Annotated in this window: 13 protein-coding genes; 4 read left to right on the top strand and 9 right to left on the bottom strand. The window is 71.8% G+C overall.

Annotated elements, in window-relative coordinates:
• Nucleotides 1-48: 48 nt before the first annotated feature.
• From H7344_RS02965 to metH, 4 genes are all read right to left on the bottom strand, one after another.
• Nucleotides 49-429, bottom strand: coding sequence for a hypothetical protein (locus H7344_RS02965; protein ID WP_186344494.1), 381 nt, complete (start codon nt 427-429; stop codon nt 49-51).
• A 206-nt stretch (nt 430-635) separates the two neighbouring features.
• Complete coding sequence (locus H7344_RS02960) at nt 636-1,307, bottom strand: HAD family hydrolase (protein ID WP_229706772.1); 672 nt, start codon at nt 1,305-1,307, stop codon at nt 636-638.
• Nucleotides 1,308-1,482: 175 nt separating this feature from the next.
• Nucleotides 1,483-3,036 (bottom strand): S8 family serine peptidase, encoded by a 1,554-nt coding sequence (locus H7344_RS02955; RefSeq protein WP_186344493.1) that lies wholly within the window; start codon nt 3,034-3,036, stop codon nt 1,483-1,485.
• 521 nt (nt 3,037-3,557) lie between these two features.
• Complete coding sequence (gene metH, locus H7344_RS02950; protein ID WP_186344492.1) at nt 3,558-7,295, bottom strand: methionine synthase; 3,738 nt, start codon at nt 7,293-7,295, stop codon at nt 3,558-3,560.
• A gap of 125 nt (nt 7,296-7,420) precedes the next feature.
• Between metH and H7344_RS02945 the strand changes: the two genes are divergently transcribed.
• The gene (locus H7344_RS02945; protein WP_186344491.1) at nt 7,421-8,284 is read left to right on the top strand and encodes a PAC2 family protein; all 864 of its coding nucleotides are present in this window, start codon (nt 7,421-7,423) and stop codon (nt 8,282-8,284) included.
• 111 nt (nt 8,285-8,395) lie between these two features.
• Here the strand turns inward: H7344_RS02945 and mshC are convergent, their stop codons facing one another.
• The 4 genes from mshC to H7344_RS02925 are packed head-to-tail and all read right to left on the bottom strand — an operon-like array spanning nt 8,396 to nt 11,788.
• Entirely contained in the window at nt 8,396-9,634 is a 1,239-nt protein-coding gene (mshC, locus tag H7344_RS02940) for a cysteine--1-D-myo-inosityl 2-amino-2-deoxy-alpha-D-glucopyranoside ligase (protein WP_186344490.1), read from the bottom strand.
• Between the two features lie 47 nt (nt 9,635-9,681).
• Nucleotides 9,682-10,461: an SCO1664 family protein gene (locus H7344_RS02935; protein ID WP_186344489.1), complete on the bottom strand. Its 780-nt coding sequence runs from the start codon at nt 10,459-10,461 to the stop codon at nt 9,682-9,684.
• A complete protein-coding gene (locus H7344_RS02930) occupies nt 10,458-11,036 on the bottom strand; it encodes a DUF3090 domain-containing protein (protein ID WP_186344488.1) in 579 nt (192 codons plus the stop codon). The genes H7344_RS02935 and H7344_RS02930 overlap by 4 nt, the downstream gene beginning before the upstream one ends.
• A gap of 23 nt (nt 11,037-11,059) precedes the next feature.
• The gene (locus tag H7344_RS02925; RefSeq protein ID WP_186344487.1) at nt 11,060-11,788 is read right to left on the bottom strand and encodes a histidine phosphatase family protein; all 729 of its coding nucleotides are present in this window, start codon (nt 11,786-11,788) and stop codon (nt 11,060-11,062) included.
• 43 nt (nt 11,789-11,831) lie between these two features.
• On the opposite strand from H7344_RS02925, the gene corA reads away from it, so the two are divergent.
• A complete protein-coding gene (corA, locus tag H7344_RS02920) occupies nt 11,832-12,812 on the top strand; it encodes a magnesium/cobalt transporter CorA (RefSeq protein ID WP_186344486.1) in 981 nt (326 codons plus the stop codon).
• Between the two features lie 248 nt (nt 12,813-13,060).
• Here corA and H7344_RS02915 read toward each other — a convergent pair whose 3' ends face one another.
• Entirely contained in the window at nt 13,061-13,420 is a 360-nt protein-coding gene (locus H7344_RS02915; protein WP_186344485.1) for a hypothetical protein, read from the bottom strand.
• 102 nt (nt 13,421-13,522) lie between these two features.
• Between H7344_RS02915 and H7344_RS02910 the strand changes: the two genes are divergently transcribed.
• Both H7344_RS02910 and H7344_RS02905 read left to right on the top strand, forming a co-directional pair.
• Nucleotides 13,523-13,846: a hypothetical protein gene (locus H7344_RS02910; RefSeq protein ID WP_186344484.1), complete on the top strand. Its 324-nt coding sequence runs from the start codon at nt 13,523-13,525 to the stop codon at nt 13,844-13,846.
• Nucleotides 13,847-13,986: 140 nt separating this feature from the next.
• A complete protein-coding gene (locus H7344_RS02905; RefSeq protein WP_186344483.1) occupies nt 13,987-14,304 on the top strand; it encodes a hypothetical protein in 318 nt (105 codons plus the stop codon).
• Nucleotide 14,305 lies beyond the last annotated feature (1 nt).

Here is a 14,305-nt window from a genome sequence, read left to right as displayed (position 1 = left end):
CGCGCCGGGCGGCGCGGCGACCAGGATAGGCCGCACGCGTGGTTGGGCTCAGGCGGTGCCCTCGGCCTTGCAGGCCTCCCCGGTCTTCTGATTCACCGCGCGGAACAGCACGTCGTCGGCACCGTAGAGGTCGACCATGAACCGGACGATGCGGAAGGACCGGTCGGCGTCCTTGGCCTTGACCTCACCCATGAACGAGAAGTCGTCGTTGTGCTTGAACTTCCACGTCCACACGTCGTCGTCGTCGCTGAAGACCACCCCGACGACCTCGATCTCGCCGTTGGTCATCAGCGTCGTGCGCAGCTTGACCCGGCTGCTCCCCTGGCAGTTGCCGAAGTGGTTGCTCTTGGAGTCGTCCTTGCGCTTCGCGGGGAGGCCGTCAGGGCCGGGCGCCGGGATCAGACCGTCGGCGACCACGTTGCTCTGCACAGGGGCCACGTCCTCCGCAGCCCCGCCATCACTCGCCACCGCCGGAGCGGGAGCGAGGGCCGCTGCACCCAGCACGAGGCCGAGCACGATGGCGGGACTGCGACGGACGAACATGTGGGCCTCTCTCAGAGCGCTGGGAGTCCAGCGCCCCCGAAGCAGTCCCCATCCTGCCGGGCGCCGATGTGCGACGCCATTGCCCGGAGGTACTAGGACCTCCGGGCAGTCACGGCCGTCGCCCGGCGGCCGGCCCGAGCGGCGCGCCACACCTCGTCCAGGTCAAGCCCGTCGAGGGTGCTGGCGAACGAGCGCCGCTCCCCCGGCGGGACCTCGACGTGGTTGGGCACGACGAGCACCTCGCAGCCGGCCGCTGCGGCCGACGTCGCGCCGGTCGTCGAGTCCTCGACCGCGAGGCAGTCGGCGGGGTCGAGGCCGAGCTGTGCCGCCGCGGTCAGGTAGGGCTCGGGGTGGGGCTTGCCGTGGGTGACCTGGTCGCCGGTCACGACGGCCGAGAACGTGCCCGGGGGCAGCTGCTCGAGGATCGGCTCCACGAACCGGGTCCACGACATCGTGACCAGCGCGCACGGCACGCCCGCCTCGGCGAGGGTCAGCAGCTGCTCGCGCGCACCCGCGCACCACGGCACGCTGCGGCGTACCCGCTCCACGACGCCGTCGAGCAGCAGCTCCACGATCTCCTCGGGCGGCAGGTCCAGCGGCATGTGCTCGCGGATGTAGCGCGCGGAGACCATCAGGTCGTTGCCGACCAGGGCGAGCGCGTGCGCCTCGGACCAGGTGCCGCCGAAGCGCTCGGCGAGCGCGAACTCGGTCTCGATCCAGTAGGGCTCGGTGTCGACGAGCGTGCCGTCCATGTCCCAGAGCACGGCCTGCGGGAACCGGGCCCGGCGCTCAGGGTGCTGACCATCGGTCCTCGTGCGATTCGCGGTACTCAGCGTGCCCTCCCGAGCTCCAGTGACCGGTCGGGTGACGAGCCACGCTGCGCACCAGCCTAGGTCGGGCCCCCGGCGAGCAGTTGCGCAGGAGGCCGCTCCTCCGGACTCAGCGCACGCGCCAGCGGATGCTCGAAACGCTGGCGGCGGACCGGGTCGTGGCGGTCCTCGGGCTCTTCAGGTCGAAGCGGGTCGTCGCTCGTACGCGGATCCGCGTGACGGCGTACCCGCTGCGGTCGGTGGTCACCCAGCGCCGGACGACGACGCTCCCCTGCCGCCACCCCCGGACCAGGACGCGGAGACCGGCGACGGGCCCACCGGTGTCGGAGTCGGTGGCTCGGAGCCTGATGCGGACGCGTCGCCCCTGCGTCGTGGCCCCTCCTCGGTCGGTGAACGCGAGGACCGGCTGGACCGCCGTAGGGGCGGGACTCGAGGTCGGTGTCGGGGACGCGGGCGGGGACGAGGGTGTCGGCGACGGCGCGGACTCCGGGACCGGGGTGGGTTCCGGCGTGGACGTGGCGCTCGGCGAAGGCACGGGCTCGGGCTCGGGCTCGGGCTCGGTGGTGGCGGTCCCCGTCGCTGTGGGCAACGGCGACGGGCTGTCGGAGACGGGGGCGGGCGGGAGCGGTACCGGGCTCACGGCGCGAGCGTCACAGCCGGTCAGGGAGCACAGCGCCCGGTCGGGGTCCGGCAGGCCGTACCCGTGCTCGGGGTCCCAGCCCGCCGACCCCAGGTCGCGAGCCGTGATGGTCAGTGCACTCGCCAGCTGCTCGCTCGTCATCGCGCCGTCGGTGACGTCGACGGCCAGGGCCGCGATCGCCGCTACATGGGGGGTCGCCATCGAGGTGCCGGACATGTAGGCGTAGCCGGCAGGGACCGTCGAGATGATCCGACCACCGGGGGCGGCGACGTCGACGTAGGTGCCGGTGTTGGAGAACGCCGAGCTGCTGTCGTCCACGTCGGTCGACGCCACGGCGATCACGCCTGGCACGGCCGCCGGGAAGCTGGGGGCGTTGCCGGTGGCTCGCTCGTTGCCGGCTGCCGCGATCACGGGTACGCCCTTCGTCATCGCGTAATTGGCGGCGACCGTCGTGGTCGGGTCCTCGGTCGGCCCACCGAGCGAGAGGTTCACGACGTCCGCGCCGCGGTCGGTGGCGTAGATGATCGCTTTGGCGATGTGTGAGCTCCAGCCCGAGCCATCGGCGTCGAGGACCCGCAGCGGCATGATCTTCGCGGCCGGCGCCAGCCCCGCGACGCCGACCGAGTTGCCACGGACTGCCGCGATCACTCCGGCCACGTGCGTCCCGTGACCGTTCGGATCCACCTGGCCGCCGCCGCTGACGCCCACCGCACCGGAGACGAAGTCCGCGCCGGATGCGGTCAGCTGACCTGCGAGGTCGGGGTGGCTGCCGTCGACGCCCGTGTCGACCACCGCGACCACCGAGCCGGCACCGGACGACCATCCGGCCCACACCTGCTCGGCGGCCAGCCGGTCCAGAGCCCACTGGCGGGCGCGGAGCACGTCCGCCGACATCGCCTCTGCTGCGGGTGTGTCGATCGACACCTTGGAGTCGATGGACACGGCCACGAGGTCGTCGCCGGTCTGAGCGCGCCGGACCGCCCGCACACCGTCGTCCGGTCCCACGACCTCGTCGACGATCACGCGCGGTTCACCGCCCCGGTCGACCACCCTGACCACTCGCAGACGGGTGTCGGCGGTCGCGTCCGGCGCGGCCGCGCGAACCAAGGCGGCCGCCGGCGTGTCGACCGATTCGTGAGGTGTCGCCCAGGGCTGCGGGACGTCCACCACCTCGTCCGGGGCCTGCAGGGCCGCCGGCTGCTCGGGCGCCCCGGGCGGCGACCACACCGCCGAGTCCGGGCCCGTCGCCTGCCCGCTCGGTGGCCGCCCGTCGGACGTGTCCACGAGCCCGGTCCCCAGGGTGCCGGACACCGCGAGCGCTGCAGCGACAAGGCCACATGCGAGGAGGATGCGCGTACGGCCACGAGGCGAGCCAGTCACGTCTGGGTTCCCTTTCCCGAGTCAAGGTGAGACCCCCCAGAGCCGCCTTCCGAGGCCGCATCGGGCCATTGCCCGACTCCCCAGAGGGTAATCGTCCTGGCCACTGCCGGCGGAATCCGGCCAGTCCTCCGGTCCTCCGGCCAGTCCTCCGGGCCGTCCTACGGTCAGTCCTCCGGGTCGTAGCCGAGGTTCGGCGAGAGCCAGCGCTCGGCCTCGGCGAGCGTCCACCCCTTGCGCTCGGCGTACGCCGCCACCTGGTCGCGGCCGAGCCGGCCGACCACGAAGTACTGCGACTGCGGGTGGCTGAAGTACAGCCCCGAGACCGAGGCTCCGGGCCACATCGCCATCGACTCGGTGAGGCGGATCCCGGTCGCGGCCTCGACGTCGAGGAGCTCCCAGATCGTCCGCTTCTCGGTGTGGTCGGGACACGCGGGGTAGCCGGGCGCGGGGCGGATGCCCGTGTAGCGCTCGGCGATGAGGTCCTCGTTGGTCAGGGACTCGGTCGGCTCGTAGCCCCACAGCTCGGTTCGGACCCGCTGGTGGAGCCGCTCGGCGAACGCCTCGGCCAGCCGGTCGGCCAGCGCCTCGACCATGATTGCGGAGTAGTCGTCGAGGTCGTCCTTGAACTGCTGGACCCGCTCCGGCAGGCCGATGCCCGCGGTGACGGCGAAGCCGCCGACGTGGTCGGCCAGTCCGGTCGAGGTGGGCGCGACGTAGTCGGCGAGCGAGCGGTTCGGGACGCCCGCGCGGTGCTCACCCTGCTGGCGCAGCTGGTGCAGGACCGTCCGCTGCTCGCTCCGCTCGTCGTCGGCCCAGACCACGAGGTCGTCGCCGTCGGCGTTGGCCGGGAAGAAGCCGTAGACCGCACGGGCGGTGACCCACCGCTCGGCGACTATCCGGTCGAGCATGGCCTGCGCGTCGTCGTACAGCTTGCGGGCGGCCTCGCCGCTGGCCGGGTTGTTGAGGATGTCGGGGAACTTGCCCTTCATCTCCCAGGCGTTGAAGAACGGCTGCCAGTCGATGTACTCGCGCAGCTCGGACAGGTCGTAGTCGTCGAGGACGTGCACGCCGGGCTGCTTCGGCGCCGGCGGGACGTAGCCGTCCCACGAGACCGGCGTGGCGTTGGCGCACGCGTCGGCGTACGTCAGCTGGGGCCGGTCCTGCTTGGTCGCGTGGCGCGCGCGCAGCGAGTCGTAGTCGGCCTTGAGGTCGGCCAGCAGGTTCACGCGCCGTTCCGCGTGCAGCAGCGAGGCGACCGTCGGCACCGACCGTGAGGCGTCCTTGACCCACACGACGGGGGCGTCGTAGCGCGGGTCGACCTTGACCGCGGTGTGCGCGCGGGAGGTGGTGGCGCCGCCGATGAGCAGCGGGATCTCGAGACCGAGGCGCTGCATCTCGGTGGCGACGTTGACCATCTCGTCCAGCGACGGCGTGATCAGGCCCGAGAGGCCGATGACGTCCGCGCCGACCTCGGCGGCGGTGTCGAGGATCTTCTGCGCCGGCACCATCACCCCGAGGTCGATGACCTCGAAGTTGTTGCACTGCAGCACGACGCCGACGATGTTCTTGCCGATGTCGTGGACGTCGCCCTTGACCGTGGCCATGACGATCGTGCCGTTGGTGTCCTTGGCCGTGGCCAGCGCCGGGTTGTCCAGCTTCTCCTGCTCGATGAACGGGATGAGGTAGGCGACGGCCTTCTTCATCACGCGCGCCGACTTCACCACCTGCGGCAGGAACATCTTGCCGGCGCCGAACAGGTCGCCGACGACGTCCATGCCGGACATGAGCGGGCCCTCGATGACCTCGATCGGGCGGCCACCGCGGGCGGCGATCTCCTGGCGCAGCTCCTCGGTGTCGGCCTCGACGTGGGCGTCGAGCCCCTTGACCAGCGCGTGGGTGATCCGCTCGCCGACCGGCAGCGAGCGCCACTCCTCGGCGGTCGCCTCGGCCTCCTCGCCCTTCTTGTTGAACGACTCGGCGATCTCCAGCAGCCGCTCGGCCGCGTCCGGACGTCGGTTGAGCACGACGTCCTCGATCCGCTCCCGCAGCTCCGGCTCGACCTGGTCGTAGACCACCAGCGCGCCGGCGTTGACGATGCCCATGTCGAGCCCCGCCTCGATGGCGTGGAGCAGGAAGACGGCGTGGATCGCCTCGCGCACGGGGTTGTTGCCGCGGAAGGAGAAGCTCACGTTGGAGATGCCGCCGGATACCTTCGCCCCGGGGAGGTTCTCCTTGATCCAGCGGGTGGCCTCGATGAAGTCCAGGCCGTACGACGCGTGCTCCTCGATGCCCGTGGCCACGGCGAAGACGTTCGGGTCGAAGATGATGTCCTCGGCCGGGAAGCCGACCTCGTCGACGAGGATCCGGTAGGCCCGCTCGCAGATCGCCTTGCGGCGCTCGAGGTTGTCGGCCTGGCCGTCCTCGTCGAAGGCCATGACGACCGCGGCGGCGCCGTACTTGCGGCAGAGCCGGGCGTGCTCGCGGAACGCGTCCTCGCCTTCCTTCATGGAGATCGAGTTGACGATCGCCTTGCCCTGGACGTTCTTCAGCCCGGCCTCGATCACCTCGAACTTCGAGGAGTCGACCATGACCGGCACCCGGCTGATGTCGGGCTCGCTGGCGACCAGCTTGGTGAAGCGGTCCATGGCCGCGACGCCGTCGATCATCCCCTCGTCCATGTTGACGTCGATGACCTGCGCACCGTTCTCGACCTGCTGGGCCGCGACCGACAGGGCGGTGTCGTAGTCGCCGTCCTTGATCAGCTTCCGGAAGCGGGCCGAGCCGGTGATGTTGGTGCGCTCGCCGACGTTGACGAAGAGCGAGTCCTCGTCGATCGTGAACGGCTCGAGCCCCGACAGCCGCATCGCGGGGCGGATGCTCGGCACGTCGCGGGGCGTGGCGTCCTCGACGGCCCGGGCGATCGCGCCGACGTGGGCCGGGGTGGTGCCGCAGCAGCCGCCGACGAGGTTGACGAACCCCGCCTCGGCGAACTCCCGGATGACCGCCGCGGTCTCCTCGGCGGCCTCGTCGTACTCGCCGAACGCGTTGGGCAGGCCGGCGTTGGGGTAGCAGCTGACGAAGGTGTCGGCCACGCGGCTGAGCTCGGCGACGTAGGGCCGCATCTCCTTGGCTCCGAGAGCGCAGTTGAGGCCGATGGCGAGGGGGCGGGCGTGCCGCACCGAGTTCCAGAACGCCTCGGTCGTCTGGCCCGACAGCGTGCGCCCGGAGGCGTCGGTGATCGTGCCGGAGATGATCACCGGCCAGCGGCGCCCGAGGTCCTCGAAGAGCGTCTCGAGCGCGAAGATGGCCGCCTTGGCGTTGAGCGTGTCGAAGATCGTCTCGACGACCAGGAGGTCCGCGCCGCCGTCCACGAGGCCCCGGGCGGCGGTGGTGTACGCCGCGACGAGCTGGTCGTAGGTCACGTTGCGGGTGGCGGGGTCGTTGACGTCGGGCGAGATGGAGGCGGTGCGCGTCGTGGGGCCGAGCGCGCCGGCGACGTACCGCGGCCTGTCGGGGGTCTCGACGGCGTCGCACGCCCGGCGGGCGAGCCGGGCTGCCTCGAGGTTGAGCTCGTAGGCGAGCTCCTCCATGCCGTAGTCGCCGAGCGAGACGGCGTTGGCGTTGAAGGTGTTGGTCTCGAGGATGTCGGCGCCGGCCTCGAGGTACTCCCGGTGGATGCCCTCGATGATCTGCGGCTGGGTCAGCGTCAGCAGGTCGTTGTTGCCGACCACGTCGCTGGGCCAGTCGGCGAACCGCTCGCCGCGGTAGCCGGCCTCGTCTGGGCGGTCGCGCTGGATCGCGGTGCCCATGGCGCCGTCGATCACCATGACCCGTTCCCGCAGCGTCGCGGTGAGCGCCTCGGTGGCGTCGGGTCGGCGGTTCGGCGGTGCGAGATCGGGCACGCCAGCTCCTTCCGGGCAGGTGGCTCCAGCGTAGGAAGAGCGGTCCGAGTGCTGGACAGGGTTCTCAGATCGTGGCACCGGGCGTCGTGCCCGGTGAAATCCCGGCACCTGACTACCCTGATGTGGTGATCGAGATCGAGGACCTGCCGGAGCTGGTCGACCCCGTGGTCATCGCGGCCTTCGAGGGCTGGAACGACGCAGCCGACGCCGCCTCCTCGGTCGTGGACCACCTCATGGAGGTCTGGAACGCCCGGGTCGTGGGCGCCATCGACCCCGAGGAGTTCTACGACTTCCAGGTCAACCGTCCCGTCGTCGGCACCGACGAGCTCGGGCACCGCCGGATCACCTGGCCCACCACCCGGATCGCGGTCGCCTCTCCCCCGGACCTCGACCGCGACGTCATCCTCGTGCGCGGCATCGAGCCCAACATGCGCTGGCGCCAGTTCTGCGCCGAGCTGCTCGCCGCCTGCGACGACCTCGGTGGCGAGCTGGTCGTCACGCTCGGCGCGCTGCTCGCCGACACCCCGCACACCCGGCCCATCCCCGTCACCGGCACGGCCACCGAGCCGGACCTCGTCGACCGGCTCAAGCTCGAGCAGTCGACCTACGAGGGCCCGACCGGCATCGTCGGGGTCTTCCAGGACGCCTGCGTCCGGCTCGACATCCCCGCGGTGTCGTACTGGGCGGCGGTGCCCCACTACGTCGCCCAGCCGCCGTGCCCCAAGGCGACCCTGGCGCTCATCGGCCAGCTCGAGGACCTGCTCGAGGTCTCCATCCCGCTCGGCGACCTGGCCGAGGACGCCCGCGCCTGGGAGCGTGGCGTCGACGAGCTCGCCGAGGACGACGAGGACGTCGCCGACTACGTCCGTGCGCTCGAGGAGACCCGCGACACCACCGACCTGCCCGAAGCGTCCGGCGAGGCGATCGCGCGCGAGTTCGAGCGGTACCTCAAGCGGCGCGGCGACGAGTCCGGCGGCGGGGCCGGCTAGGCGTCAGGTTCATCGGGGACCCGTCGAACCTGACGGGTCCCCGATGAAATTTCAGCGGGGACCCGTGAGGTTCATCGGGGCGCCGATGAACCTCACGGCCGCCCGAGGGGTTCAGACGGCCAGGCCGAGCGCGGCGTCGAGGACGGCGATCATGCTCACGGCGGCGTCGGGGTCGCTGGTGTCGGCGAGGCCGTCGGTGCCCAGCGTCGCGCGGACCCAGCGATCGACGGCGGCGACGGCGCGCGGGGCGTCGAGGTCGGCGGCGAGCGCCTCGAGCACCTCGGCGACGACCGGCGCGGCGGGAGCGCCGGCGCCGAGCGCGAGGGCGCGGCGCCAGTCGGCGAGGGTGTCGACGGCGTCCCAGAGCTCGGCGTCGGTCCACTCCCAGTCGGCGCGGTAGTGGTGCCGCAGCAGCGCGAGGCGGATCGCCATCGGGTCGACGTCGCTGTTGCGCAGCGCGGAGACGAAGACCAGGTTGCCGCGCGACTTCGACATCTTCTCGCCGTCGTAGGCCACCATCCCGGCGTGGACGTAGGTCTGCGCGAACGGCGTGCCCGGGTCGGCGACCTGGGCGTGGCCGGCGCACATCTCGTGGTGGGGGAAGACCAGGTCGCTGCCGCCGCCCTGGACGTCGAACGCGCCGCCGAGGTGCTCCAGCGCGATCGCGGTGCACTCGACGTGCCAGCCGGGGCGACCGGGGCCGAACTGGCTCGGCCACGACGGCTCGCCCGCGCGCTCGCCGCGCCACACGACGCAGTCGAGCGGGTCCTTCTTGCCGGGCCGGTCGACGTCGCCGCCGCGCTCGGGGTAGATCCGCAGCATCGTCTCGCGGTCCCAGCCGGACTCCGCGCCGAAGGCGGGGTCGGCGGTGACCGACATGTAGAGGTCGTCCTCGACGCGATAGACCGCACCGGCCTCCTGCAGCCGCTCGATCAGCTCCAGCACGAGCGGGATCGACTCGACGGCACCGATGTAGTGGTCGGGAGCGAGCACCCGCAGGGCGGTCATGTCCTGGCGGAACAGCTCGGTCTCGCGCTCGGCGAGCTCGGTCCAGTCGGTGCCGACCTTGGTGGCCCGCTCGAGCAGCGGGTCGTCGACGTCGGTGACGTTCTGGACGTAGCGGACCTCGTGGCCGGCGTTGCGCCAGGCGCGGTTGAGCAGGTCGAAGCCGACGTACGTCGCCGCGTGGCCGAGGTGGGTGGCGTCGTACGGCGTGATGCCGCAGACGTACATGCGCGCCGGGCCCTCGGGCGTGGTCGTGACGAGCGCGCCGGTGGCGGTGTCGTGGACCGACACCTCCGGGCCCGTGACGGCGAGGGTCGGGATCTCCGGGGACTGCCAGGCGCGCATGGCCGCAGCCTATCGACCGGGATCCGCCGACCCGGTCGGCGGGAGGCTCAGAACGGCGGCCACGGGATCGCGGGCATCTCGCCGTCGGGCGCCGGCATCACGCCGCGGTCGAGGAACCGCGCGCAGCGCCGCTCCAGGGCGGTGATCTCGAGGTCGGTGAGCAGCGGCGCCAACGTGTCGCCGAGGTCGCCGGAGAGCGCGGTGCGGAGCCGGCTGACGACCTCGACGTCCTCGTCGCGCAGCGGCTCGCCGAGCCAGCCCCACAGGACGGTCCGCAGCTTGTGCTCGTGGTGGAACGTGATGCCGTGGTCGACGCCGTACCGGTGGCCGTCGGCCATCTCCAGCACGTGCCCGCCCTTGCGGTCGGCGTTGTTGACGACCACGTCGAAGACGGCCATCCGGCGCAGCGGCTCGCTGTCCTCGTGGACCAGGCTCACCGGCAGGTCCCGGCCGTCGACGCCGTCGAAGACGTGGAGGAAGCCGCGCGGCACCTCGCCGTGCGGCACGATCTCCACCGCCGCCTGCTCGGGGTCGGGCTCGCGCCAGCGCTGGACCATCCCGACGCCGTGGGGGCCTTCACGCAGCCACGTCTGCGGCACGACGTCCCACCCGGTGGCCTCGGACACGGCGTACGCCGCCACTTCGCGGGAGGCGAGGTCGCCGTCGGGGAAGTCCCACAGCGGCCGCTCCCCCGCCACCGGCTTGTAGACGACCTTGATGTCGCCGATCGCACCGAGGAACGTCGCGTTGCTGGCCGGCATGATCCGGCCGTGCAGGACCAGCTCGTCCTCGATCAGGTCCACGCCGGTGTCGTCGGCGGTGGTCACGGGTCGCGGCGCTTGAACCCGTTGGCCCGGACGCACAGGTGGCCGTCGGGGTCGATCGGCAGCCCGCAGAAGGGGCAGGACGGGCGACCCGCCTCGAGGACCTGCTCGCTGCGCTTGACGAACGCGCGGGCGAGACCCGCGGGGATCCGGACGAGCAGCACCTCGTCGGGCTCGGGCTCCTCGAAGTCCTCGTCGACCTGCTCGGGCGAGACCACCGCGGCCTCGGTGAACGGGAAGACCTCGATCACGACGCGCTCGTCGTCGGGGTCCCACGACAGCGTCATCGTGCCGGCGCGGAACTCCTCCTCGATCGGCTGCTCCAGCGGATCGGTGTCCTCGAGGTCCAGCGGCGCGACGGCCGGGATCATCGCCGTGTTCCGATCGCTGGCCATGACCTCGTCCAGCAGCTCATCGATCCGCTCCGCGAGGGCGGCCACCTGCTGCTTCTCCAGGGCGACGCTCACGAGCTTGGCACCGTTGCGGGCCTGGAGGAAGAACGTGCGGGACCCCGGGGGCCCGACGGTGCCGGTGACGAAGCGCTCCGGCGGGTCGAACCCGTGGACGAGTGGTGCCATGTCCCCCACCCTATGAGGCCGCGCTAGGAGGTCGGACCGGCGCCGCCGCCGACCACCGCGTCCGCCTCGGCTGTCGCCGCCGCCCGCTTGCCGGCCCGCGGCTTGCGCGCGGGCTTCTGCGCCAGCCAGGCGAGGTCGCCGGCGTGGGTGTTGGTGGCCAGCACGTAGGGCCGCGAGCCGGTGTACCGCACGATCGAGATTGACGCGGGGTCGATGGTGATCCGCTGGAAGAGGTCCAGGTGCATGCCGAGGGCGTCGGCCAGCACGGACTTGATGATGTCGCCGTGGCTGACCGCCACCCAGACGGCGCCGGCGCCGTGCGCGGCCTCCACCGATGCGTCGTGGCGGCGTACGGCGGCGACGGCTCGCGCCTGCATCGCGGCGAGCGACTCACCGCCGGGGAACTCGGCCGCGGAGGGCTGCGACTGCACCGTCGACCACAGCTTCTCCTTGGCCAGGTCGCGCAGCTGCCGGCCCTGCCACTCGCCGTAGTCGCACTCCGTGATGCCCTTCTCGGTCACCAGCGTGAGCGGGGGCGCCTGGGCCCGCATGATCGCCTTCGCGGTCTGCCGGCAGCGCTCGAGCGGGCTGCTGACGATGGCCTGCACCGGCAGGTCCTTCATCCGCTCCCCGGCCCGCGCGGCCTGCTTCTGCCCGGTCGCGTCGAGCTTCACCCCGGGCATCCGACCGGCCAGCATGCCGCTCGCGTTGGCGGTCGTCCGGCCGTGGCGGACGAGGATGACGGTGGCCATGGCGTCGAACACTACTGGTCACCGCGGCGCTACCGTTCCGGGCGTGATCGTCGACAGCGCGCTGTACCGTCACGGCTCGCGGGTCCCCGTCGACTGCGGACCGCAGGACTACTCCCTGCTGCGGCGGGAGGTCCGCGACGAGGGCGACTTCGTCTGGCTGGGGCTGCACCAGCCCGATGCCGAGGAGCTCGCGCGGGTGGCCGAGGCGTTCGACCTGCACCCCCTCGCCGTCGAGGACGCGGTCAAGGCGCACCAGCGGCCGAAGCTCGAGCGGTACGCCGACAGCCTGTTCCTGGTGCTCAAGACGCTCTGGTACGTCGACGAGGACGACGCCGTCGAGACCGGCGAGATCAACATGTTCGTGGGCCGGGACTTCGTCGTCACCGTCCGCCACGGCGAGGGGTCGGAGCTGCAGTCGGCCCGGCAGTTCCTCGAGTCGCAGCAGGCCGTGCTGGACCACGGACCCTCTGCGGTCGTGTACGCCGTGTGCGACACCGTCGTCGACGCCTACCGGGACGTCGCCGACGAGCTCCAGCAGGACGTCGACGAGGTCGAGGACTCGGTCTTCTCCCCCACCCGCAGCGACGACTCGGTCCGCATCTACGTCCTCAAGCGGGAGATCGCCGAGGTGCGTCGCGCGGTCCAGCCGCTGCGCGACCCGATGCGCCGGCTCGCCGCCGGCGAGGTCGACGGCATCGACGCCGGCGCGGCGCCGTTCTTCCGCGACGTGCTCGACCACCTCGGCCAGGTCGGCGAGGTCGTCGACAACCTCGAGACGCTCCTGTCCTCGGCGTTCGACGCCCACCTGGCGCGGATATCGGTCCAGCAGAACGACGACATGCGCAAGATCTCCGCCGGCGCCGCCCTCGTCGTCGTGCCGACGCTGATCGCCGGCATCTACGGCATGAACTTCGACCACATGCCCGAGCTGCACTGGACCTTCGGCTACGTCTTCGCCCTGGCGCTGATGTTCGGCTCGTCGGCGGTCCTGTGGGTCTTCTTCAAGCGGTCGGGCTGGTTGTGAGTCGCTGCTGCTTTCTCGCGGCCGTCGGTCGAGGCTGGGATGGGGTCGTGTGCCTGAGGACGCACGCCAGCGCGTCGTCAGGCACACGACCGTGACGACCGGCCCCCTGTGAGGCCGGCAGCGCCGTCCGCCTCCGATGCGTACGGACGTACCGAAGTGCGCCAGCGGCCATCGCGACCTGCGGGAACGTCGCGCGCGGACAGGTTCGGTACGTCCGCCGCGTCCGAGGTCGTCCCGTCGGCTGTGGCTCACCTCAGCCCTGTGCGGCTGCTCCGAGCGGGATCAACCACAAGTTGCCCCTCGCGCACGACGACCGGCGATCCTTTGCTCCCCAGCGTCTCCATCAGCTCGTCGATCGCGCTGCCCGAGATGGCTGGGTCGTAGAGCGCCCCGACCCCGGGCGCTGCGCCTGCGAAGCCATGAGCGACGAAGTGGGCCCACTCGGTCGGCCCGAAGGCGAGCACTTCTTTCTCGCCGGCCCGGAACCTGATGATGGTTCGCGACTCATCGAGGCGCTCGACCCAGGCGACCCCGGAGAGGAATTCCATGAGGTCGCGCCAGAGGGCCTCTACGAGGCTTCGCGGGATCTGTTCGCGCGCCGCGCCCATGGGCGGCAGTATGCGCGCGGTGCCGCCCCACTGCACCGGGCAGCGCCGCAACTGGGACAGGCGCTTCGAGAAACCTGTCCCACGTGGGCGTAGCGTTTCGCCGTGCGCTGCCTGCTTGCTGTCCTGATCATCGGGCCGGTGCTCGCCGCGTGCTCCTCGGACAAGGGCTTGGGCGAGACCGAGCGGGTCCGCAGTGATGACCTCGGGAGCGCTTGGCCGCTGACGGTCGATTCGGCTCTGCTGACTTACGACGACGCAACCGTCTTGGTGCAGGTCGAGGGCAGTGCCTTCCGCATCGACGACATCTCCGGTCCGGGCGACGCCCACTCGGGCTTCCGGCGACTGTGGGCGACCGACCCCGAGCAACGCCATGGGCGCAGAGACCTGTCGCCCTTGGTCGACGCGGGGAGATCGCTCTGCGACTGACCTGCTCTTCACCGCTCCAGCGCACCACGGTCAGGTCGACGCCAGTCCCCGAGGCACGGCGTCATCGATCGCCGTCGCACGTCGCTGGGCGTGGAAAAGTGGCTCTGGCCAACCGGGCCCGACCGGCGCACACTCAGGGCATGAGCGACCCTCGAGGCGTCACCAGCGTGCTCCGGCCGAGGTTGCCGTGGGCCGTGTTCGCCGTCGTCGCCGCAGCCGCGCTCAGCGCCTGCGTGGTCGCTGCCCTTGCCGCGGACGACGCTGCCAGGGCGTCGGTGGTCGTCGGGAGCGGGGTGGTCGCCGTGGCGCTCGGCGCGCTGCTCATGGCCGCGGTGCTCTCCCCGCTGCCGGGGGCGGCCCGGCCGCGGGGGCTGCACGGAGCGGACTGGAGCGCGGCCGCGGCGACCGGCACCGATGGTGGTGGTGGCTGCGGCGACGGCGGGGCGGCCAGCGGCTGAC

This window comes from Nocardioides deserti (assembly GCF_014266025.1).
GTDB lineage: Bacteria > Actinomycetota > Actinomycetes > Propionibacteriales > Nocardioidaceae > Nocardioides > Nocardioides deserti.
Note: the sequence above shows the minus strand (reverse complement) of the source record. Positions and strands in the feature narration are given on the sequence as shown.